The 21,424-nt window shown below is 71.1% G+C and carries 22 protein-coding genes; 6 read left to right on the forward strand and 16 right to left on the reverse strand.

The window, feature by feature from the left end; genetic code table 11:
* Nucleotides 1-8: 8 nt before the first annotated feature.
* On the reverse strand, nucleotides 9-410 hold the full coding sequence (hisI, locus tag PGH47_RS11170; protein WP_443048480.1) for a phosphoribosyl-AMP cyclohydrolase: 402 nt from the start codon (nucleotides 408-410) through the stop codon (nucleotides 9-11).
* A gap of 83 nt (nucleotides 411-493) precedes the next feature.
* Here hisI and PGH47_RS11175 point away from each other — a divergent pair, with 83 nt between their 5' ends.
* On the forward strand, nucleotides 494-1,129 hold the full coding sequence (locus PGH47_RS11175; RefSeq protein ID WP_271663296.1) for a TIGR03085 family metal-binding protein: 636 nt from the start codon (nucleotides 494-496) through the stop codon (nucleotides 1,127-1,129).
* Between the two features lie 3 nt (nucleotides 1,130-1,132).
* Here the strand turns inward: PGH47_RS11175 and PGH47_RS11180 are convergent, their stop codons facing one another.
* The 10 genes from PGH47_RS11180 to hisD form a co-directional block, all read right to left on the reverse strand.
* Nucleotides 1,133-2,389, reverse strand: a complete 1,257-nt coding sequence (locus PGH47_RS11180) for an MFS transporter (protein ID WP_271663297.1) — start codon at nucleotides 2,387-2,389, stop codon at nucleotides 1,133-1,135.
* A gap of 10 nt (nucleotides 2,390-2,399) precedes the next feature.
* A complete protein-coding gene (locus PGH47_RS11185) occupies nucleotides 2,400-2,990 on the reverse strand; it encodes an ArsR/SmtB family transcription factor (protein WP_271663298.1) in 591 nt (196 codons plus the stop codon).
* Nucleotides 2,991-3,110: 120 nt separating this feature from the next.
* On the reverse strand, nucleotides 3,111-3,866 hold the full coding sequence (hisF, locus tag PGH47_RS11190; RefSeq protein WP_271663299.1) for an imidazole glycerol phosphate synthase subunit HisF: 756 nt from the start codon (nucleotides 3,864-3,866) through the stop codon (nucleotides 3,111-3,113).
* Nucleotides 3,863-4,276: a RidA family protein gene (locus PGH47_RS11195; RefSeq protein WP_271663300.1), complete on the reverse strand. Its 414-nt coding sequence runs from the start codon at nucleotides 4,274-4,276 to the stop codon at nucleotides 3,863-3,865. Before PGH47_RS11195 ends, hisF begins: the two co-directional genes overlap by 4 nt.
* Nucleotides 4,277-4,292: 16 nt before the next feature.
* Nucleotides 4,293-5,015, reverse strand: a complete 723-nt coding sequence (gene priA, locus PGH47_RS11200) for a bifunctional 1-(5-phosphoribosyl)-5-((5-phosphoribosylamino)methylideneamino)imidazole-4-carboxamide isomerase/phosphoribosylanthranilate isomerase PriA (protein ID WP_271663301.1) — start codon at nucleotides 5,013-5,015, stop codon at nucleotides 4,293-4,295.
* A gap of 4 nt (nucleotides 5,016-5,019) precedes the next feature.
* A complete protein-coding gene (gene hisH, locus PGH47_RS11205; protein ID WP_271663302.1) occupies nucleotides 5,020-5,664 on the reverse strand; it encodes an imidazole glycerol phosphate synthase subunit HisH in 645 nt (214 codons plus the stop codon).
* A complete protein-coding gene (locus tag PGH47_RS11210; protein ID WP_030951297.1) occupies nucleotides 5,655-5,819 on the reverse strand; it encodes a hypothetical protein in 165 nt (54 codons plus the stop codon). Before PGH47_RS11210 ends, hisH begins: the two co-directional genes overlap by 10 nt.
* A 3-nt stretch (nucleotides 5,820-5,822) precedes the next feature.
* On the reverse strand, nucleotides 5,823-6,416 hold the full coding sequence (hisB, locus tag PGH47_RS11215; protein ID WP_026246354.1) for an imidazoleglycerol-phosphate dehydratase HisB: 594 nt from the start codon (nucleotides 6,414-6,416) through the stop codon (nucleotides 5,823-5,825).
* Nucleotides 6,413-7,528, reverse strand: a complete 1,116-nt coding sequence (locus PGH47_RS11220; RefSeq protein WP_271663303.1) for a histidinol-phosphate transaminase — start codon at nucleotides 7,526-7,528, stop codon at nucleotides 6,413-6,415. The genes hisB and PGH47_RS11220 overlap by 4 nt, the downstream gene beginning before the upstream one ends.
* Nucleotides 7,525-8,850, reverse strand: a complete 1,326-nt coding sequence (hisD, locus tag PGH47_RS11225) for a histidinol dehydrogenase (protein WP_271663304.1) — start codon at nucleotides 8,848-8,850, stop codon at nucleotides 7,525-7,527. Before hisD ends, PGH47_RS11220 begins: the two co-directional genes overlap by 4 nt.
* A 170-nt stretch (nucleotides 8,851-9,020) precedes the next feature.
* On the opposite strand from hisD, the gene PGH47_RS11230 reads away from it, so the two are divergent.
* From PGH47_RS11230 to ybaK, 4 genes are all read left to right on the forward strand, one after another.
* Nucleotides 9,021-10,610 (forward strand): oxidoreductase, encoded by a 1,590-nt coding sequence (locus tag PGH47_RS11230; RefSeq protein ID WP_271663305.1) that lies wholly within the window; start codon nucleotides 9,021-9,023, stop codon nucleotides 10,608-10,610.
* A gap of 167 nt (nucleotides 10,611-10,777) precedes the next feature.
* Nucleotides 10,778-11,824 (forward strand): hypothetical protein, encoded by a 1,047-nt coding sequence (locus tag PGH47_RS11235; RefSeq protein ID WP_271663306.1) that lies wholly within the window; start codon nucleotides 10,778-10,780, stop codon nucleotides 11,822-11,824.
* 11 nt (nucleotides 11,825-11,835) lie between these two features.
* Nucleotides 11,836-12,573 (forward strand): LON peptidase substrate-binding domain-containing protein, encoded by a 738-nt coding sequence (locus tag PGH47_RS11240; protein ID WP_271663307.1) that lies wholly within the window; start codon nucleotides 11,836-11,838, stop codon nucleotides 12,571-12,573.
* 27 nt (nucleotides 12,574-12,600) lie between these two features.
* Nucleotides 12,601-13,107: a Cys-tRNA(Pro) deacylase gene (gene ybaK / locus PGH47_RS11245; protein WP_271663308.1), complete on the forward strand. Its 507-nt coding sequence runs from the start codon at nucleotides 12,601-12,603 to the stop codon at nucleotides 13,105-13,107.
* Nucleotides 13,108-13,294: 187 nt separating this feature from the next.
* Here the strand turns inward: ybaK and PGH47_RS11250 are convergent, their stop codons facing one another.
* The 4 genes from PGH47_RS11250 to PGH47_RS11265 all read right to left on the reverse strand — a co-directional run bounded on the left by PGH47_RS11250 (nucleotide 13,295) and on the right by PGH47_RS11265 (nucleotide 17,376).
* The gene (locus PGH47_RS11250; RefSeq protein WP_271663309.1) at nucleotides 13,295-14,053 is read right to left on the reverse strand and encodes an AAA family ATPase; all 759 of its coding nucleotides are present in this window, start codon (nucleotides 14,051-14,053) and stop codon (nucleotides 13,295-13,297) included.
* 34 nt (nucleotides 14,054-14,087) lie between these two features.
* Complete coding sequence (locus PGH47_RS11255; RefSeq protein WP_093745685.1) at nucleotides 14,088-14,912, reverse strand: ABC transporter permease; 825 nt, start codon at nucleotides 14,910-14,912, stop codon at nucleotides 14,088-14,090.
* A gap of 88 nt (nucleotides 14,913-15,000) precedes the next feature.
* Nucleotides 15,001-15,975: an ABC transporter ATP-binding protein gene (locus tag PGH47_RS11260; protein WP_271668030.1), complete on the reverse strand. Its 975-nt coding sequence runs from the start codon at nucleotides 15,973-15,975 to the stop codon at nucleotides 15,001-15,003.
* A 183-nt stretch (nucleotides 15,976-16,158) separates the two neighbouring features.
* Complete coding sequence (locus tag PGH47_RS11265) at nucleotides 16,159-17,376, reverse strand: NYN domain-containing protein (RefSeq protein ID WP_271663310.1); 1,218 nt, start codon at nucleotides 17,374-17,376, stop codon at nucleotides 16,159-16,161.
* Between the two features lie 245 nt (nucleotides 17,377-17,621).
* On the opposite strand from PGH47_RS11265, the gene PGH47_RS11270 reads away from it, so the two are divergent.
* On the forward strand, nucleotides 17,622-17,786 hold the full coding sequence (locus tag PGH47_RS11270) for a hypothetical protein (RefSeq protein WP_185932552.1): 165 nt from the start codon (nucleotides 17,622-17,624) through the stop codon (nucleotides 17,784-17,786).
* An 86-nt stretch (nucleotides 17,787-17,872) separates the two neighbouring features.
* On the opposite strand, the gene dnaE is transcribed toward PGH47_RS11270, so the two are convergent.
* Nucleotides 17,873-21,412, reverse strand: coding sequence for a DNA polymerase III subunit alpha (gene dnaE, locus PGH47_RS11275; protein ID WP_271663311.1), 3,540 nt, complete (start codon nucleotides 21,410-21,412; stop codon nucleotides 17,873-17,875).
* Nucleotides 21,413-21,424 lie beyond the last annotated feature (12 nt).

Here is a 21,424-nt window from a genome sequence, read left to right on the forward strand (position 1 = left end):
GGCTGACCCTACTGATCCGAGGCCGGTGCGCCGGAATCGGCGCCGTCCTTGAGCAGCACGTCCTCGTCGAAGCAGGTCCGCGCGCCGGTGTGGCAGGCGGCGCCGACCTGGTCGACCTTGACGAGGAGGGTGTCCGCGTCGCAGTCCAGGGCGACCGACTTCACCCACTGGAAGTGGCCGGAGGTGTCGCCCTTGACCCAGTACTCCTGGCGGCTGCGGGACCAGTAGGTGCAGCGGCCGGTGGTGAGGGTGCGATGCAGCGCCTCGTCGTCCATCCAGCCGAGCATCAGCACCTCTTGGGTGTCGTACTGCTGGGCGATGGCGGGCAGGAGGCTGTCTTCGCTGCGCTTGAGGCGCGCGGCGATCTCGGGGTCCAGCCGGCTGGGCTGACGGGGCGTGCTGGTGGTCATGCCTGCCATTGTGCCGCGCGCGACTGACAGTGACGGTTCCACGTCCACTGGGCGGACTCGGGGGGTGGTCGTAGGCTGACTGTATGTCGACCTTCGCCCAGCGTGAACGACTTCTGCTCGCCGACCTCTTGGAGGCCGAGGGCCCCGAGGCCCCCACCCTCTGCGAGGGCTGGCAGACCCGTGAGCTGGCCGCGCACGTGGTAGTGCGCGAGCGCCGCCCCGACGCCGCCGCCGGTCTGCTGATCAAGCCGCTCGCCCCGCGCCTGGACAAGGCGATGGAGGAGTTCGCCGCCAAGCCGTACGAGGAGCTGATCCAGCTCATCCGCACCGGTCCGCCGCGCTTCTCGCCCTTCCAGCTCAAGCAGATCGACGAGGCGTCGAACACGATCGAGTTCTACGTCCACACCGAGGACGTCCGCAGGGCCCAGCCCGACTGGACGCCGCGCGAGCTCGACCCGGTCTTCCAGGACGCCCTGTGGTCCCGTCTGGAGCGCTCCGCGCGCCTGGTGGGCCGTTCCGCGCCCACGGGTCTGGTGCTGCGCCGCCCGGACGGCCAGACGGCGGTGGCCCACAAGGGCACGCCGGTCGTCACGGTGACCGGCGAGCCGTCGGAGCTGCTGATGTTCGCCTACGGCCGGCAGAGCGCCGCCAAGGTCGAGCTGGACGGCGACGAGAACGCCATCGCCAAGCTGCACGAGGGCAAGCAGCTGGGGATCTGAGGGTCACTTCGGCAGTTCGGCGCGGCGCAGGCCGGGCACGCTCAGGGCGATCACTCCGCCCAGCCCGCACACCGCCGCGCTGGCCACGAAGACCGGGCCGGTGCCCCACAGGCCGATGGCGGCGGCGGACAGCGGCATGCTCAGGGGCGCGAACCCGAGGCTGACGAGCCCGGAGACGGCGGTGACGCGTCCCAGGTAGGCGGCGTCGGCCTGGGTCTGCAGCAGGGCGCCGCACATGGCGCCGCTGAGCCCGGCGAGCAGTCCGATGAGCAGGGCGACCCCGACGGCCGCGGCCACGCCGGGCACGAAGGCCAGGGCGCCGATCGCGCACGACCCGGCGAGGATCGCCCACCCGGCGACCTGCCCGGCGCGCGGCAGGCGTCCGCGCACGGTCAGCAGCAGGGACACGGCGCCCGCGCCGACGCCGAAACCGGCGAGCACCCAGCCCATTCCGGGGGCGCCCCAGCCCCGCTCGTCGGCGAGCAGGGTCAGGCCGACGTTGAGGGGGCCGACGAAGCCGAGGTCTCCGAGGGCGATGGCAAGGATGAGCGGCGCGAGCACCGGGTGGCGGCGGATGTAGCCGAGGCCGGCCGTCAGATCGCGCCAGGCGGTGCCGCGCCGAGCGGCAGGCGTGTCGTCCGCGGGCAGTTCCCGCACCCGTACGGAGATCAGCAGCGGCAGCGACGCGGCGATCAGCAGGCCGGCGAGGCCGAACGCGGCCGCCGCGCCGCCGGCCGCGACCGCGAGTCCGCCGAGCGGAGCGCCGACGACGCTCGCGAAGCGGATGCCCAGCCCCCGCATGCCCTGCACGCGCGCGAGCTGGCCGCGGGTCGTCACGCGCGCGGGGAGCGCGCCCACGGCAGGCATGAAAACCGCGTCGACGGTGCCGAAGACCAGGGCGAGCGCGGCCAGTGGCCACAGGCCCGGGGTGGTGAGCAACAGCAGCGCCGCCACCGCGAGGACGGCCGCGCACCGCACCGCGTCACTGCCGATGACGACCCTGCGCGGCCCGAGCCGGTCGGCGATCACTCCCCCGCCCAGCATCAGCAGGGCCCGGGGCAGGGCGCTGACCGCCATGACCACTCCGGCCTGCGACGGCGAACCCGTCTGCACGGCCGCCCAGGACAGGGCGATGTAGTAGACGCTGTCGCCGATCATCGAGGAGGTGTAGGCGGCGAGCCAGCGCAGCACGTTGGGGTCGCGGTGGGCGGGCCGCTCGGCGACCGGTGCGGTCCCGGGTGCGGTGAGCGTCGAAGGCACGTCGGTCCTCTCAGGGCCGGAACGGGAAGGTGTACGTGTGCACCGCGACGTTCGCGCGGCCCTCGCTGTCGCCGGCGGCCTCGGCGGCCCGTCCCTGCTCGTCGTAGCGGCGCAGCAGGGCCAGCAACTCCTTGTTCAGCTCGGTCAGTTCGTCGGCCGTGAGGCGGAGACTGGACTCGGAGGACTCGGCGGCCCGGTTCCACTCGGGGCCCCAGTGGGCGCGCTCGTCGAGCCAGCGGCGGTACATCCCGGTGCGCTGCTCTGCGAAGAGCCGGCTCGCCGCGGTGTGCGCGGCCGCCTTCTCCGGGGCGTCCCGGAAGTCCTCGTCGCGGATACGCACACCGTCCGAGGCGGGCTGCCACCAGCGCTCGCGGCCGTCGCCGCTCTGTGGCTCCGCCTCCTCGATGAGTCCGTGCTCGGCGAGCTTGCGCAGGTGGTAGCTGACCAGTGAGACGGCCTCGTCGACCTGCTCCGCGAGTTGTGAGGCGGTGGCGACGCGCCTGATCGTCAGGGCCCGGATCAGGTTCATCCGCAGCGGATGGGCCAGCGCCTTCAGCGTGCCCAGGTCCGTGATCCGGCGGTCTCTCTCCTTGCCTGTCATGCCCTCACCGTAGATACAAAAGAAAAATTGCACAACATATTTTGCGCAACTTTCCTTTCACATCTCTCCATGCGAAAGCCCCGGCCACTCGGTGACCGGGGCTCAGGACTCGGACCGGCGTCACCTGACGGGGTGACCGGCCGTCCGCAGCGCGTCCTTCACCTCGCCTATCCGCAGATCGCCGAAGTGGAAGACCGAGGCGGCCAGCACCGCGTCCGCGCCTGCCTCGATGGCCGGCGAGAAGTCGGCGAGCTTGCCGGCGCCGCCGGACGCGATCACCGGAACCGTCACGTGCCCCCGCACGGCCTGGATCATCTCCAGGTCGTAGCCGTCCTTGGTGCCGTCGGCGTCCATCGAGTTGAGCAGGATCTCACCCGCGCCCAGCTCGGCGGCCCGGTGCGCCCACTCGACGGCGTCGATGCCGGTGCCCTTGCGGCCGCCGTGGGTGGTCACCTCGAAGGTGCCCTCGGGCGTACGGCGGGCGTCGACCGACAGCACCAGCACCTGCCGTCCGAAGCGCTCCGCGATCTCACGGATCAGGTCGGGGCGGGCGATGGCGGCGGTGTTGACTCCCACCTTGTCCGCGCCCGCGCGCAGCAGCTTGTCGACGTCCTCGGCCGTACGGACGCCGCCGCCGACCGTCAGCGGGATGAACACCTGCTCGGCGGTGCGGCGCACCACGTCGTACGTCGTCTCGCGGTTGCCCGACGAGGCGGTGATGTCCAGGAACGTCAGCTCGTCGGCGCCCTCGGCGTCGTACACCTTGGCCATCTCGACGGGGTCGCCCGCGTCGCGCAGGTTCTGGAAGTTGACGCCCTTGACGACCCGGCCGTTGTCCACGTCCAGGCAGGGGATGACTCGGACCGCCAGGGTCATGAAACCGGCTCCTCCAACGTCCTTCTGAATGCTTCTATTTCCACTTCGACCAGGATGCGCGAGTCCACGAAACCCTCGACGACCAGCAGCGTCGAGACCGGGCGCACCTCGTCGAAGAGCTCCTTGTGGGCCCGGCCCACGGCGTCCACGTCCCGCGCGTGGGTCAGGTACATCCGCGTACGGATCACCGAGTCGACCCCGAGCCCGAACTCCGTGATCGCCTCGAGCGCGTTGGCGAAGGCGGCCTTGGCCTGCTCGTAGGGGTCGCCCTCGCCGTACAGCACGTCGCCCTTGAAGGACGTCGTACCCGCCACCAGCACGCGGTCGCCCGCCGCGACGGCGCGTGCGAAGCCGAAGGACTCTTCCCAGGGACTCCCGCTCTGCACCCGCCGCACGGCATCGGACGTCATGACACTGCATCCATTTTCACGACGTAGCCTCCAGGGCCTCTTCCAGGGTGAACGCCTTCGCGTACAGGGCCTTCCCGACGATGGAGCCCTCGACACCGAGCGGCACCAGCTCGGCGATGGCCCGCAGGTCGTCCAGCGAGGACACGCCGCCGGAGGCCACGACCGGGCGGTCCGTCGCCGCGCACACGTTCTTCAGCAGCTCCAGGTTGGGGCCCTGGAGGGTGCCGTCCTTGGCGATGTCCGTGACGACGTAACGCGCACAGCCCTCGTTGTTGAGGCGCTCCAGCGTCTCGTAGAGGTCGCCGCCGTCGCGGGTCCAGCCGCGGCCGCGCAGGGTCGTGCCGCGTACGTCGAGACCGACGGCGATCTTGTCGCCGTGCTCGGCGATGACCTTGGCGACCCACTCCGGGGTCTCCAGGGCGGCCGTGCCGAGGTTCACACGCGTGCAGCCGGTGGCGAGCGCGGCGGCCAGCGAGGCGTCGTCGCGGATGCCGCCGGACAGCTCGACCTTGATGTCCATCGCCCCGGCGACCTCGGCGATCAGGTCGCGGTTGTCGCCGGTGCCGAACGCGGCGTCCAGGTCGACCAGGTGCAGCCACTCGGCGCCGGACCGCTGCCAGGCGAGGGCGGCCTCCAGCGGGGAGCCGTAGGACGTCTCGGTACCGGACTCGCCGTGCACGAGGCGGACGGCCTGACCGTCACGGACGTCGACGGCGGGGAGGAGTTCGAGCTTGGCCATGTCTCTACAGGGTTCCGATCCAGTTGGTGAGCAGCTGCGCTCCGGCGTCGCCGGACTTCTCGGGGTGGAACTGCGTGGCCCACAGGGCGCCGTTCTCCACGGCGGCCACGAAGGGCTTGCCGTGCGTCGACCAGGTGACCAGCGGGGCGGTCATCAGCGGGTTGGCGGTCTCCAGCGTCCAGTCCTGGACGGCGTAGGAGTGCACGAAGTAGAAGCGCGCGTCCGCGTCCAGGCCGGCGAACAGCTCGCTGCCGGGCGGCACGTCCACGGTGTTCCAGCCCATGTGGGGCACGACGTCGGCCCGCACCGGCTCCACCGAGCCGGGCCACTCGCCGAGGCCCTCGGTCTCGACGCCGTGCTCGATGCCGCGCGCGAACAGGATCTGCATGCCGACGCAGATGCCCATCACGGGGCGCCCGCCGGACAGCCGGCGGTCGATGATCCAGTCGCCGCGGGCGTCGGTGAGCCCCTTCATGCAAGCCGCGAAGGCGCCGACGCCCGGCACCAGCAGCCCGTCGGCGTTCATGGCCCGGTCGAAGTCACGGGTGATCTCGACGTCGGCCCCCGCGCGCGCGAGTGCGCGTTCGGCCGACCTCACGTTGCCGAAGCCGTAGTCGAAGACCACGACCTTCTTGGTGCTCAATTCCACACCTCCAGCCTCAGGACGCCCGCGAGGAGACACATCGCGGCGCCTATCGAGAGCAGTGTGATGAGGCTCTTCGGCATCCCCTGCTTGGCGAAGGAGATGATGCCGCCGACGAGGAAGAGGCCGACGACGATCAGGACGGTGGACAGCCCGTTCATGGGTTACAGCGCACCCTTCGTCGAGGGAAGGATGCCGGCCGCGCGCGGGTCGCGCTCACTGGCGTACCGCAGCGCCCGCGCCAGCGCCTTGAACTGGCACTCCACGATGTGGTGGGCGTTGCGCCCGTACGGCACGTGCACGTGCAGCGCGATCTGAGCCTGGGCGACGAAGGACTCCAGGATGTGCCGGGTCATCGTGGTGTCGTACTCGCCGATCATCGGCGCCATCTTCTCGGGCTCGGTGTGCACGAGGTAGGGGCGGCCGGAGAGGTCGACGGTGACCTGGGCGAGGGACTCGTCCAGCGGGACCGTGCAGTTGCCGAAGCGGTAGATCCCCACCTTGTCGCCGAGGGCCTGCTTGAAGGCGGCGCCCAGCGCGAGGGCGGTGTCCTCGATGGTGTGGTGGGAGTCGATGTGCAGATCGCCCTCGGTCTTCACGGTCAGGTCGAACAGACCGTGCCGGCCGAGCTGGTCGAGCATGTGGTCGTAGAAGCCGACGCCTGTCGACACATCGACCTTCCCGGACCCGTCGAGATCGATCTCGACGAGGACCGAGGTCTCCTTCGTCACCCGCTCTATGCGGCCTACGCGGCTCATGCGCTCTGCTCCTTCTTCAGTTCACGTACCGCGTCGAGGAACGCGTCGTTCTCGTCGGGAGTTCCGGCGGACACCCGCAGCCATCCCGGGATGCCGTTGTCCCGGACCAGGACACCCCGGTCGAGGATCTTCTGCCAGGCGGCGTGCGAGCCGCCCGCGCCGTCGAACCGCCCGAACTGCACGAAGTTCGCGTCGGACTCCACGACCTCGTATCCGGTGGCCCGCAGTTCGGCGACCAGCCGGTCCCGCTCGGACTTCAGCTGCTCGACGTACTTCAGCAGCGTGTCGGTGTGCTCCAGCGCGGCCAGCGCGGTCGCCTGGGTGACGGCAGACAGGTGGTACGGCAGCCGTACGAGCTGGACGGCGTCCACCACCGCCGGGTGCGCGGCGAGATAGCCGAGGCGCAGACCGGCGGCGCCGAAGGCCTTCGACATCGTCCGGGAGACGACGAGATTCGGCCGACCTTCGAGCAACGGCAGCAGCGAGTCGCCGTGGCTGAACTCGATGTACGCCTCGTCGACCACGACCATCGACGGCTTGGCGGCCTGCGCGGCCTCGTACAGCGCGAGGACGGTCTCGCGCGGGACCGCGTTGCCGGTGGGGTTGTTCGGCGTCGTGATGAACACGACGTCGGGGCGGTGCTCGGCGATGGCCTGCCCGGCGGCCTCGACGTCGATCGTGAAGTCGTCGTTGCGCGGGCCGGAGATCCAGCCCGTGCCGGTGCCGCGGGAGATGAGCGCGTGCATCGAGTACGACGGCTCGAAGCCGATCGCCGTGCGCCCGGGTCCGCCGAACGTCTGCAGGAGCTGCTGGATGACCTCGTTGGAGCCGTTGGCCGCCCAGACGTTGGCGAGGCCCACCGCGTGGCCGGAGGTGTCGGTGAGGTACTCGGCGAGCCGCGTGCGCAGCTCCACGGCGTCCCGGTCCGGGTAGCGGTTGAGGTCGCGGGCCGCAGCACGGACCCGCTCGGCAATCCGCTCGACCAGCGGCTCGGGCAGCGAGTAGGGGTTCTCGTTGGTATTCAGCCGTACGGGGACGTCCAACTGGGGCGCGCCGTAGGGGGACTTGCCGCGCAGCTCGTCCCGTACGGGGAGATCGTCGATGCCTGTCACTTGCTCTCGGGTACCTTCCAGCCGAACCTCGCCTTGACCGCCGCGCCGTGCGCCGGCAGGTCCTCCGCCTCCGCCAGCGTCACCACGTGATGCGCGACCTCGGCCAGCGCGTCCTTCGTGTAGTCGACGATGTGGATGCCGCGCAGGAAGGACTGGACGGACAGGCCCGAGGAGTGGCAGGCGCAGCCGCCGGTGGGCAGGACGTGGTTGGAGCCGGCGGCGTAGTCGCCGAGCGAGACCGGCGCCCAGGGCCCGATGAAGATCGCGCCGGCGTTGCGCACGCGGTCCGCCACGGCGGCGGCGTCGGCGGTCTGGATCTCCAGGTGCTCGGCGCCGTACGCGTCCACGACCTTCAGGCCCTCGTCGACGCCGTCGACCAGGACGATCGCCGACTGCCTGCCCTTGAGGGCGGGCACGATCCGGTCGTCGATGTGCCTGGTGGCCGCGACCTGCGGCTCCAGCTCCTTGTCCACCGCGTCCGCGAGCTCCGGGGAGTCGGTGACGAGGACGGCGGCGGCCAGCGGGTCGTGCTCGGCCTGGCTGATCAGGTCGGCGGCGACGTGCACCGGGTCGGCGGTGGCGTCGGCCAGGATCGCGATCTCGGTCGGGCCCGCCTCGGCGTCGATGCCGATCTTGCCGGTGAAGTAGCGCTTGGCAGCGGCGACCCAGATGTTGCCGGGGCCGGTGACCATGTTGGCGGGCGGGCAGGACTCGGTGCCGTACGCGAACATCGCGACGGCCGTGGCACCGCCGGCGGCGTACACCTCGTCGACGCCGAGCAGCGCGCACGCGGCGAGGATCGTCGGGTGCGGCAGGCCCCCGAACTCGGCCTGGGCGGGCGAGGCGAGCGCGACGGACTCCACGCCGGCCTCCTGCGCCGGGACCACGTTCATGATCACGGACGACGGGTAGACGGAGCGGCCACCGGGCGCGTACAGCCCGACGCGGTCGACCGGCACCCACTTCTCGGTCACCGAGCCGCCCGGCACGACCTGGGTCGTGTGGGTCTCACGGCGCTGTGCGCGGTGCACGAGACGGGCGCGGCGGATGGACTCCTCCAGAGCCGCGCGCACGGCCGGGTCGAGCTCCGCGAGGGCCTTGTCGAGGGCCTCGGCGGGCACCCGCACCTGGTCGAGCCTGACCCCGTCGAACTTCTCCGCGAAGTCGATCAGCGCCGCGTCACCCCGATGATGCACGGCCTCGCAGATCGGACGCACCTTCTCCAGGGCGGCCGAGACGTCGAAGTCGGCTCGGGGCAGCAGGTCGCGCAGGGCCGGCCCCTCGGGGAGGGCGTCGCCGCGCAGATCGATTCGGGAGATCACGGGTGCAATTCTCTCAGACCCGGGTCCGGCGTCGTTCGCGCGTATCAATGGCTGATACAGACCGTCGGCGGAACCCGGAAGATCCTCTTCACGTCTAGCGTTCGGGGCGTCACCCAGCGGGCATGAACGGTTGTATAAACCCACGAGTAGCCGAGGGGGATGGGCGAAACGTGACCGAACGGGGCGGTCTCCGCGACGGGGACCTGCCGGACGATCTGCCGAACGACCTGACCGCCGCCGAGCTCGGCATGTGGCAGGCCTTCCGCAACGGCAGCGTGTACGACCTGAGCAGCGGCGACACACTCGTCGACGACCCGCACGGCGGGCACCCCTGGGGCCCGGAGCGGACCGTGCGCGCGCGGATCATCTGCTGGCTGCTGCTGGACGGGCCGCCCGCCCTCGCGGGCCGGGTGTCCTCGCTGAAGCTGGTCGGCGTGCGGATCAGCGACCCGATGGACCTCGCGGGCGGCACGGTGGTGCCGTACGTCGAGCTGCGCGGCTGCCGCTTCGACCGGGAGATCCTGCTGCCGGAGGCCCGCTTCACGACCGTACGGCTCGTGGACTGCGCGGTGCCGCGGCTGGAGGCGGCACGGGTGCACACCGAGGGCGATCTGCATCTGCCGCGCTGCCGGTTCCACAACGGCGTACGGCTGACCGACGCCCACATCGGCACGGATCTGCTGCTGAACCAGGCGATCGTCTACCGGGACCGCAGCGGGCGCTCGATCGCCGCGGACGGCATCAGCGTCGGCCAGGACCTCCAGGCCGAGATGCTGGAGTCGCACGGCGAGCTGAGCCTGCGCGGCGCGAGCATCGGCGTGTCGCTGAGCCTGCGCGGCGCCCGGCTGGTCAACCCGTACACCCGGCTCGCGCTGAACGCGCCCCAGCTGACCGTCGGGCGCACGCTGTACATGACGCCGGCGGGCGTCGGCAGTCCCCTGCTGAGCGGCCGCACCCCCGCGCGCGGGACGCGCATCCAGCGGTTCGAGTGCCAGGGCGGCGTGCGGCTCGACGACGGTCGGTTCGGGGACGCGGTCGACCTGGAGCGGGCGCGGTTCACCTTCACCGACGAGCAGGAGTTGTCGCTGCGCCGCATCCAGACGCCCGAGCTGCGCTTCCTCGGGGAGCGGCCGGAGCGCGGCGGGGTGGTGCTGTCGGGGGCGCGGACCGTCAACCTGATGGACCGCGCGGACGCCTGGCCGGACCCCGGGCTGCTGCACATGAGCGGCTTCACCTACGAGAACCTCGTGCCGCGCGGCCCGTTCCCGCTGGAGCGGCGGCTGGCGTGGGTGGCCGCGGCGACCGCCGAGTACAACCCGGAGCCGTACGAGCTCCTGGCCTCCGTACTGCGGGCCGGCGGTGAGGACGAGGACGCGCGCGAGGTGCTGCTCGCCAAGCAGCGCAGGCGCCGCGAGACGCTGCCGCCGGCGGCCAAGCTGTGGGGCTACGCACAGGACTGGATGGTCGCCTACGGATATCGGCCCGGGCGGGCCGCCGTGTGGATGGCGGTGCTGTGGGCGGCGAGCTCGCTGGCGTTCGCGCACGCCGACCATCCGCCGATCAAAGGCGGCGAGCATCCGACCTGGAACCCACCGCTGTTCGCCCTCGATCTGCTGCTGCCGGTGATCGACCTGGGCCAGGTCGGGTTCTGGCAGCTGAGCGGCGCCTGGCAGTGGCTGGCGGCGGCGATGATCCTGCTCGGCTGGATTCTGGCGACGACCGTGGCGACGGGAGCCACGCGCATGCTGCGGCGGAACTGATCCGCACGAACCGATGAGACCAGTGGGACGTGTGGGACCACTGAGGTGAAGACTCAGATGTCCGACAGTTGTTGAACAGTTGACCTTTACCCGTTCTTGACTCACGGGCGTACAACTTTCGACATCTTGGCTTTTCCCTCTGGCGCGGCGTGACCAGCGGTCTTTCAATGGTCGACACCATGGCTCTGATGCTTCCGTTCGGCCGTGCGTCCCGGACGACAAGGACCGCGGAGCACCCCGCCGTCGCACTCCCCGGCGACGACGAGGTGCTTCTCGACGCGCCCGACGACCGTCTCGGTCCCGCCCTGGTCGCGGCCGGGCGCGGCGAGTACGAACCCGCCGCGGCTCTGCTCGCCCACACCCGCCGGCACGCCGAGTGGGAGCACCGCGACCGCTACGCGCTGCGCCTGGCGGCCTTCGCGCGCTCCCGGACGGAGTGGCTGGAGACCTGGTACGCGGCCGACCCGAAGGACCCGGACGCGCTGCTGATCAGGGCCCAGCTCGCGGTGGACCACGCCTGGGGCTCACCGGCCCGGGCCGAGGTGCTGCGCGGGGTCAGCCCGCTGATCACCGCCGCCGCGCGCACCGACGACCGCGACCCGGTGCCGTGGCGGATCGCCCTGGACCACGCGCGCGGCTCACGCGCCGGCCACACCTACTTCGGGGAGCTCTGGGAGGCGGCGCTGCGCCGCGCCCCGCGCCACTACGGCTGCCATGTGGCGGCCCTGCGGTACCTGGCCTCCTCCTGGCACGGCTCCCACCGCGAGTGCCTGGACTTCGCCGACCGGGCCGCGCAGGACGCCCCCGCCCACTCCCTCGTACAGGCGCTGCCGACCCGGGCCGTCCTCGCCTACCTGGACGACGACTGCGGTCCGGGTGTGCCGCGCGAGCGGCTGGACGAGGCGGTCGACCGGGCCGTCGCACTGTCCGCCCGGTTCCCGGCGGCCGACCTGTGGCCGGCCGCGATCCGCAACAAGCTGACGTACGTGCTGGTACGGCTGGGCCGCTGGGAGGACGCCCTGGAGCAGCTCACGCTGATCGGGCCGCACGCCACCTCCTTCCCGTGGAGCAGGCTCTCGGAGGATCCGCTGGGCCGGTTCCTGGAGACACGTGACGAGGTACGGCGCCGGGCGACCGGCTCCGCCGCGCGGGGTGCCACCGGCGGACATCCACGGAGTGGGCGCGACGGACGCGTTCACTCCGGCGACCACTAGGCTTTGGCGCCGTGACCGTCCGCCTTCCGCTGTTTCCCCTGAACTCGGTGCTGTTCCCGGGACTCGTGCTGCCGCTCAACGTCTTCGAGGAGCGGTACCGCGCCATGATGCGCGATCTGCTGAAGACCCCCGAGGAGGAGCCGCGCCGTTTCGCCGTCGTGGCCATCCGCGACGGCCACGAGGTGGCCCAGAGCGCTCCCGGCATGCCCGACCCCACCGCCCTGCCCGAGCGCGGGCCCGCCGCGGGCTTCGGCCCGGACCCGGTGAAGGCCTTCCACGGGGTGGGCTGTGTGGCGGACGCGGCGACGATCCGGGAGCGGGCCGACGGCACCTTCGAGGTGCTGGCGACGGGCACGACCCGGGTGCGGCTGGTCTCGGTGGACGCCTCGGGCCCGTTCCTGACGGCGGAGCTCGAGGAGCTCCCGGAGGAGCCGGGCGATGAGGCGGGGGCGCTGGCCGAGGGCGTGCTACGCGCGTTCCGGCAGTACCAGAAACGTCTGGCGGGCGCCCGTGAACGTTCCCTTTCCACGGGGGCGGAGCTGCCCGACCAGCCCGCGGTGGTCTCCTACCTGGTGGCGGCCGCGATGATGCTGGACATCCCGACGAAGCAGCGCCTGCTCCAGGCCCCGGACACCGCGTCCCGGCTGCGCGACGAGCTGAAACTCCTTCGCACCGAAACCTCGATCATCCGTAGCCTGCCGTCGCTGCCGTCGTCGGACCTGACGCGCGGCCCGACGAGTCTCAACTGACGCACGACCACTGGGGAACCGGCCACCATGGCGAAGAAGTCGAAGAAGAACGCACAGCAGGCGGGCGGCACTCCCGCGACCGTGGCTCTCGCGGCCGCGGGTGTCGCCTACACCGTCCACTCCTACGACCACGACCCCGCCCACCCCTCGTACGGCGAGGAGGCCGCGGAGGCGATGGGCGTGTCCCCGGACCGGGTCTTCAAGACGCTGGTGGCGGACGTGGACGGCAGCCTGACCGTGGCGGTGGTCCCGGTGGCCGGGCAACTGGACCTCAAGTCCCTGGCGTCGGCGGTCGGCGGCAAGCGCGCGGCGATGGCCGACCCGGCCCTGGCGGAGCGCACCACGGGCTATGTGCGCGGCGGCATCTCCCCGCTGGGGCAGCGCAAGAAGCTCCGCACGGTCCTGGACGCCTCGGCCTCGGCCCACGCCACGATCTGCGTCTCCGCGGGCCGTCGCGGCCTGGAGGTCGAGCTCTCCCCCGAGGACCTGGCGAAGCTCACGGAAGCGGCCCTGGCGCCCATCGGGCGTGCGTGACCTCTCGACGGCGCGGGTGTCCTCGGTTAAGTACGAGGGACATGTCGAAGAAAACGCGGAAACGAAAGTGGCGCATCAAGAAGGGCCGCTCGAACCACGGACGCCGCCCGGCATGACGAACCACCGGCCCGGGGGGCCACGGCCCCCTGGGCATCCCGGTCCCGATGCCTGATCCGCCGGACAGGCGCTAGGCCGACGGTGCTCCGTACGGGTCCTTCGGCTGCCCCTCCGGCGGGTGCTGGTGGTACGGGTCCGCGTCCCGGGGGCCGAACAGCGCGGTCAGCCCGAGATGGACGATCAGCGCGGCCAGCGGCCAGGCCAGTAGCGCGCCCTTGGCCCCCAGCTTCAGCGGCGCGGAGAACGCGACGCCCTTGCCCACTTCCTTGGCGTGGGCGATGACGTCCCCGGTGGGCCCGAGCCGCACTCCGAGCCACCAGGCGAGCAGCGCCCCGAGGAACCCCCCGACGGCCAGCCCGATCACCAGCGGCACACCCCCACGCCGCCGCCACAGGAACACGGCGACCGCGCTGACCAGGCCGAACGCCAGCGCGAGCAGAGTGAACGTTCCGTCCACCCCGATGGCCTGCTCCCCCTCGGAATCCTTGAAGTAGACGACCCAGCTGTCGTCGACGACGTCCCCGACCAGCGGCACGCTCGGCGCCAGCCGCCACCACAGCACCCCGAGCAGCGCGCCGAGGAGCGCCACCACCACCGTGACTATCGCTGCCTCTCGCAGTTCGGTCTTCATGCCGGGACCGTCCTGTTCGTACGAGCCATACATGCCGTACGGGCCGGGAGCACCGGGGTGGCCCGGTATTCCGCCCGGGGCACCGGATATGGCGTCGTGCGGCGGTACGGCGGCCGCGTGCCCGGCAGCGGGCTGCTGCCATCCCCCGTTCGGGGACGGTTCACGCGGCGGCGGTGGAGGAGTCAGCGGAGCGGTCACCCTGCCATCGTGCCAGGCCGTCCTGTGCGGCGCGTCACCGGACGGCCGCCCGACGGTACGCCCAGGTGGCCACGGCCAGCGAGACTACGCCGACGACCCCGCACACGGCCAGGTCACCGAGTACGAAGGCCCAGTCCGGCCGCTCCGCGAAGGTCCGCGCGAAAGCCTCCACGCCGTACGTCGAGGGCAGCAGGTCCCGTGCGAGGCGGACCGCGTCCGGCATCCGGTCGGCGGGCAGCACGCCCAGCAGCAGCGCCGCGGACATGCCCAGCTGCCCGAGCAGCGTGGCCAGTTCGGGGCGTGGGGCGAGCAGCCCGAGCGCCGCCCCGAGCCCGGCGAGCGCGGCCCCGGCCAGCGGGATCACCGCGACGAGCACCCAGAGGTTCGCCATCGGCAGCCCGAACAGCACGCATCCGAAGACGGCGGTCACCACTGTCCCCGGCACGGTGAAGGACGCGTACGCCCCGGCCGCGCCCAGCACCACCGCGGCCGGCGGCACCGGCAGCGTGGCGTAGTGGTCGAGCCCGCCGCTGGCCCGCAGCTGCCCGAAGTACTGGGCGAGCAGGTTCAGGGCGACGAAGGCCACGACCAGTACCGCCGAACCGGCGACCACGGCCTGCGCCTCGGCGCCGCCGTCGACGACCCCGCGCATCAGGATCATGATCCCGATCGACTGGAAGGTCGCCACGAACAGCAGCGGGATGCGCGCGACCCGGGCCCGGGACAGCTGAGCCCGGTACACGGCGCACAGCGACGGCCACAGCCGCGCGCGCGGCCCGAGCTCGGCCGCGGCCCGGCCGGCCGTCTCGTCCACGGCCAGGGCGCTGCCCGGCAGAACCTCGGCGGGTACGACACTCACGTGGCGCTGCTCCCTTTCACACGGGGGATCACCGGGGAGGTGGCCCTGTTCCGTACGGGGTTCTGTACGGATGCGGCGGTCTGCGTGCTCACGCCTTCACCAGCCCCTGCTGTGCGGCCCCGCCCAGCGACAGATAGACGTCCTCCAGGCTCGGCGTGGCGAGCGTGAAGTCGTCGAGCGCGGCGAAGGCGGCGCCGCCGGTGACGGTGGCGACGACCGCGCGGGCCTCCTCGGGGGCGAGCCGCAGCGTCCAGCGGCGGCCGGACTCCACGACGCGGTCCTGGAGGGCTGCGACCTCGGGCACGTCCAGCGGCGCCCGGTCCCGCCACAGCAGCTCGACCCGGACCTCGCCGGCGACGCGCTCCTTGAGCCCGGACGGCGTGTCACAGGCGATCACACGGCCCCGGTCGAGCACGGCGACCCGGTCGAGCACGGTCTCGGCCTCGATGACGTTGTGGGTGACGAGGACGACGGTCGTGCCGTGCTCGGCCCGCCGGCGGTCCACGGCCGACCACACGGCCCGCCGTGCCACCGGGTCCATCGCGGTGGTCGGCTCGTCGAGCACGAGCAGCGGCCGCTCCCCCACCAGGGCGGCGGCGAAGCAGGCGAGCCGGCGCTGGCCGCCGGACAGCTTCTTGATCGGCCGCCCGGCGAGCGGCCCGAGGCCCAGCTCGTCGAGCACGGCGTCCCGTTCGTCGCGCGCCTGCCGTAGGTCCAGGCCGCGCAGCCGTCCGGTCGTCTCGGCGGCGAGCGACACGGTCAGGTCGTCGAGGGCGGTCGACTCCTGCCCGAGGTAGGCGAGGATGCGCGCGGCCCGCTCGGGGTGGCGCACGATGTCGTGCCCGAGGATCTCGACGCTGCCGGCGTCGGGCCGCATCAGCCCGGTCAGCTGCCGTACGAGGGTGGTTTTGCCGGCGCCGTTGGGGCCGAGCAGCCCGAAGATCTCGCCGCGCCGGATGTCCAGCCGTACGTCGTCGGTGGCGCGCACCTCGGGAGTGCCGGGCGCCCCGCGCCGTGCACGCACCGCCGGGTAGGTCTTGGTCAGCCCGCGCACGGCACACACGACGTCACCACCGTGCCGAAATGCCTGTGCCGCGCGCGTACTCACAAGGGACGAGACTACGGGGTCCACGAGCCCGATCCGCCCTCGGGTCGGCGACTCGGCACAAATCGGCCGCTCACCGCCACAAAGCCGCTCGCCGCGGCGCGGCCCGGCGGCGCCGGGCTCGTCCGCCACCCGTCCGGCTCACTCACCGGCGGGCGCGTGCTCCGCGGCCGTGCGGACGTCGATCTCGCGCCAGAACCCGGCCCGGATCGCGTACCGGTCGTGCTCGTCGATCTGGTCGTCCTTGTGCGCGAGGAGTCCGAACCGGGCCGCGTAGCGCAGCAGCTCGCCGTCGATCCGGTGCGGGATCCGCGGATACATCCCGGACAGCCGCTGGAAGTGGCTCTGGTCCCCGAGCCGCGCCATCCACCGCCGCGCGAAGACCTGCCCCACCTCGTAGGGGTCGCCGCCGACCGTGGTGATGTCCTCCTCGCGGTCGGCCCAGCGCTGCTCGGCGGTGGTCAGCTGTGCCAGCGTCGGCATGGACGCGGCCTCGGCCGACTCGGCCGCGACACCGGGCCGGTCGACCCACCCTTTGTCGGAGGACCAGCGCAGCGTCGCGTTCGACGGGTGCTGGGCCGGCTGGACGCCGGGGGCGCGCAGGGCGGCGAGGTCCTTCGGCGTGGGCACGCCCTTGGGCGCCGGAACGCGCTCCTGCGTGCCGTTCTCCGAGACAGTGGGCCCGGCGTGCTCGACCTCCGCGGGGGGCCGCTCGGCCGCCGCGCCGAGCGCGCCTTCGGGCAGCGGCGCGGACAGGATCGCGGCGATCTCCGGCCGGGGCGCGGGCGGCGGCGCGCACACCCCGGTGAGTTCCTTGGCGCGCACGGCCTTGGTGATCCACGTACGGTCCAGGACGCGTCGTTCGTCGGCCTCCGCGACCAGGTCCTCGGACTGGTTGTAGTCACCGTCGGCGGCCTGCACGGCCCACAGATGTACGGCGACGCCGTGCTCCTTGGCGGCCATCATGCCCGGCAGGAGATCGCCGTCCCCGGTCACCAGCACCACGTCGGAGCAGGCGCGGTTGCGGGCCAGCTCGGTGAGCTCGGCGTGCATCGCGGCGTCCACGCCCTTCTGCGCCCAGCGGCCGTCGCTGCGGGTGAGTGCGCCGAGCCGGACGGTGACCCGGGGCATCACGCGCAGCCTGCGGTGCTCGGGCTGGGGGACACGGTCGGGGGCGCCGTCGAACCAGTAGATCCGCAGCAGGGGCTGCTGGGTGTCGGACTCGGCGCGTTCGCGCAGCCCTTGGATGAGGGCGGTGTGGTCGACGGTGATCCGGGACCGGGAGGGTTCCCCGGCGAGCAGGCTGGCGGCGGCCCCCAGCAGATACCCGGCGTCCACCAGGACGATGCAGCGGTCCACGCGACTCACCCTCTTCCCGGGAGGTTTGCTTTGGGCTTCCTTCGAGTCTGCCCGACCGCGCGGGGGTTAACGGGCCGAACTCGATCTTCGGCGTGGCGTTTCGGGGCATCGGGCCCCCGGCGCGCCACGCCTCACGCCCCGACAACCGCTGTCACAGACGGTAATTATCCGAAATGCGTTCTTTATCAGCCTATGTGAATCTGGTCCCGGCCCTGGCCCCTAGTCCCCACAGGAGGCAGATCACCATGGCCAAGAACAAGAAGCAGGACCGGAAGCAGCCGCAGTCCGAGCGTGCACAGCAGCAGGCGCAGCACTCCTCGATGGAGGCGCAGACCGAGCAGCACATGCCGCAGGCGACTCCCGCCGACATGGCACGCAAGGGCAAGCAGAAGCGCTTCGGCCACAACTGACGTACACGTGAAGGGCTGTTGCAGCCCGGGCACACGATGAGGGGCGCACCCGACGCGCGGGGTGCGCCCCTCATCCACGACTGGGCTCAGCCGGCCAGGCAGGACGGTCCGAGCAGCACCTTCAGGTCACCGAACAACGCCGGGTCGGGCTTCACCCGGTGCCGGTCCAGCCGTAGGACCGTCGTCCTGGTCGGGCCCTGGAGCTTGATCCGGACCTCGCTCTCGCCCTTGTGGTGGCTGAGGATCTCGCCGAGGCGGCTGACCATCGGCGGGGTGACACGGGTCGCCGGGATGGTGAGGATCACGGGCGCGTTGGTGCCCGCGTTGGACAGGTCGGGGACCTGGAGCTCCATCGCGACCAACCGCGGCACGTCCTCGCGCTTGTCGAGGCGGCCCTTGACGAACACCACGGCGTCCTCGACGAGTTGGGTCGACACCAGTTGGTACGTCGCCGGGAAGAACATGCACTCGATGGAACCGGCGAGGTCCTCGACGGTGGCGATCGCCCAGGCGTTGCCCTGCTTGGTCATCTTGCGCTGGAGGCCCGAGATGATGCCGCCGATGGTGACGACCGCGCCGTCCGCGTGCTCACCGCCGGTGAGTTGGGCGATGCCCGCGTCGGCCTTGTCGGACAGCACGTGCTCCAGGCCGAAGAGCGGGTGGTCGGAGACGTACAGGCCGAGCATCTCCCGCTCCTGGGCGAGCAGATAGGTCTTGTCCCACTCGTCCTCGGTGAAGACCACGTCGAGCCCGAAGCCGGGTTCGTTGCTCTCCTCCTCGCCCATGCCGCCGAAGAGGTCGAACTGGCCCTCGGCCTCCTTCCGCTTGACCGCGACCACGTTGTCGATCATCGGCTCGAAGTGCGCGGTGAGGCCCTTGCGGGTGTGCCCCAGGCTGTCGAACGCGCCCGCCTTGATCAGCGATTCGGTGGTGCGCTTGTTGCACGCGGTCGCGTCGACCTTGTCGAGGTAGTCGGGGAAGGAGGCGTACTTGCCCTTCGCCTTGCGGCTCTTGATGATCGACTCGACGACGTTGGTACCGACGTTGCGTACGGCCTCCAGGCCGAACAGGATCACGTCGTCGCCCTGGGCGGCGAAGTTGTGCACCGACTCGTTGACGTTCGGCGGGAGCACCTTGATGCCCATGCGCCGGCACTCGTTCAGGTAGACGGCCGACTTGTCCTTGTCGTCCTTGACGGAGGTCAGCAGGGCGGCCATGTACTCGGCGGGGTGGTTCGCCTTGAGGTAGGCGGTCCAGTACGACACCAGGCCGTACGCGGCGGAGTGCGCCTTGTTGAACGCGTAGCCGGCGAAGGGGACCAGTACGTCCCACAGGGCCTGGATGGCCTCGTCGCTGTAGCCCTTGTCGCGGGCGCCCTTCTGGAAGAGGACGAAGTTCTTCGCCAGCTCGTCGGGCTTCTTCTTGCCCATCACGCGGCGCAGGATGTCGGCCTCGCCGAGGGAGTACCCGGCGATGATCTGGGCGGCCTTCTGCACCTGCTCCTGGTAGACGATCAGGCCGTAGGTGACGGCCAGGACCTCTTCGAGGGGCTCCTCCAGCTCCTTGTGGATCGGGGTGATCTCCTGGAGCTTGTTCTTGCGCAGGGCGTAGTTCGTGTGCGAGTCCATGCCCATCGGGCCCGGACGGTACAGCGCGGAGACGGCGGAGATGTCTTCGAAGTTGTCGGGCTTCATCAGCCGCAGCAGCGAACGCATCGGTCCGCCGTCGAACTGGAACACGCCCAGGGTGTCGCCGCGCTGGAGCAGTTCGAAGGTCTTGGGGTCGTCGAGCGGCAGGGAGAGCAGGTCGAGGTCGATGCCCTTGTTGGACTTCACCATCTTGTTGGCGTCGTCCATGATCGTCAGGTTGCGCAGGCCGAGGAAGTCCATCTTCAGCAGGCCGAGCGACTCGCACTGCGGGTAGTCCCACTGCGTGATGGTGACGCCGTCGGTGTGCCGCACCCAGATCGGGGCGTGGTCGACGATGGGCTCGCTGGACATGATCACGCCGGCGGCGTGCACGCCCATCTGCCGGACCAGGCCCTCGACGCCCTTCGCGGTGTCGATGACCTTCTTGACGTCCGGCTCGTTCTCGTACATCCCGCGGATCTCGCCGGCCTCGCTGTAGCGCGGGTGCGAGGGGTTGGTGATGCCGTCGAGGTCGATGCCCTTGCCGAGGACGTCGGCGGGCATCGCCTTGGTGAGACGGTCACCCATCGCGTACGGGTAGCCCAGCACGCGCGCGGAGTCCTTGATGGCGTTCTTCGCCTTGATCTTGCCGTAGGTGCCGATCATGGCGACCTTGTCGGCGCCGTACTTCTCCGTCACGTACCTGATCACCTCGACGCGCCTGCGCTCGTCGAAGTCGATGTCGACATCGGGCATGGAGACGCGCTCGGGGTTGAGGAACCGCTCGAAGATCAGGCCGTGCGGGATCGGGTCGAGGTCGGTGATGCCCATGGCGTAGGCGACGATCGAGCCGGCTGCGGAGCCTCGCCCCGGACCGACCGCGATGCCGTTGTTCTTGGCCCACATGATGAAGTCGGCGACGACGAGGAAGTAGCCCGGGAACCCCATCTGGATGATGACGTCCATCTCGTACTCGGCCTGCTTCTGCCGGTCCTCGGGGACACCGCCCGGGAAACGGCGCTCCATGCCGACCCGGACCTCCTCCTTGAACCAGGTGACCTCGGTGTAGCCCTCGGGGATGTCGAACTTCGGCATGAGGTTCTTCGCCTCGAACATGCCGTCGGTGTCGACCATCTCGGCCACGAGGAGGGTGTTGGCGCAGCCCTCCTGCCAGGCGTCCGAGGAGTCGACGGCGTACATCTCGTCCGTGGACTTCAGGTAGTAGCCCGTGCCGTCGAACTTGAAGCGGTCCGGGTCGGAGAGGTTCTTGCCGGTCTGGATGCACAGCAGGGCGTCGTGGGCGGTCGCCTCGTGCGCGTACGTGTAGTGCGAGTCGTTCGTCACCAGCGGCGGGATGCCGAGCTTCTTGCCGATCTCCAGAAGGCCGTCACGGACCCGGTGCTCGATCTCGATGCCGTGGTCCATCAGCTCCAGGAAGTAGCGGTCCTTGCCGAAGATGTCCTGGTAGTCGGCCGCCGCCTTCAGGGCCTCGTCGTACTGGCCGAGGCGCAGCCGGGTCTGGAGCTCTCCGGAGGGGCAGCCGGTGGAGGCGACGATCCCCTCGGACCACTGGGAGATCGTCTCCTTGTCCATCCGGGGCCACTTCTGGAGCCAGCCCTCGGCGTACGCGTCCGAGGACAGCCGGAAGAGGTTGTGCAGGCCCGTCTTGTTGACGGCCCACATCGTCTTGTGGGTGTAACCACCGGAACCGGACACGTCGTCGCGCTTCTGGTGCGGCTGGCCCCACTGGATCTTGCGCTTGTTGCGCCGGGACTCGGGGGCGACGTACGCCTCGATCCCGATGATCGGGGTGACCCCGGCCTTCTTCGCGGTGTGGAAGAAGTCGTACGCCCCGTGGAGGTTGCCGTGGTCGGACATGGCGATGTGCGTCATGCCCATCTCGTTGCACGCGTTGAACATGTCCTTCAGCCGCGCGGCACCGTCCAGCAGCGAGTACTGGGTGTGGACGTGCAGGTGCGTGAACGGCGGCTTTGACACGGCTTGGCCTCC

Origin of the sequence: Streptomyces sp. HUAS 31, from assembly GCF_028198125.1 — a bacterium.
Classification (GTDB): domain Bacteria; phylum Actinomycetota; class Actinomycetes; order Streptomycetales; family Streptomycetaceae; genus Streptomyces; species Streptomyces chartreusis.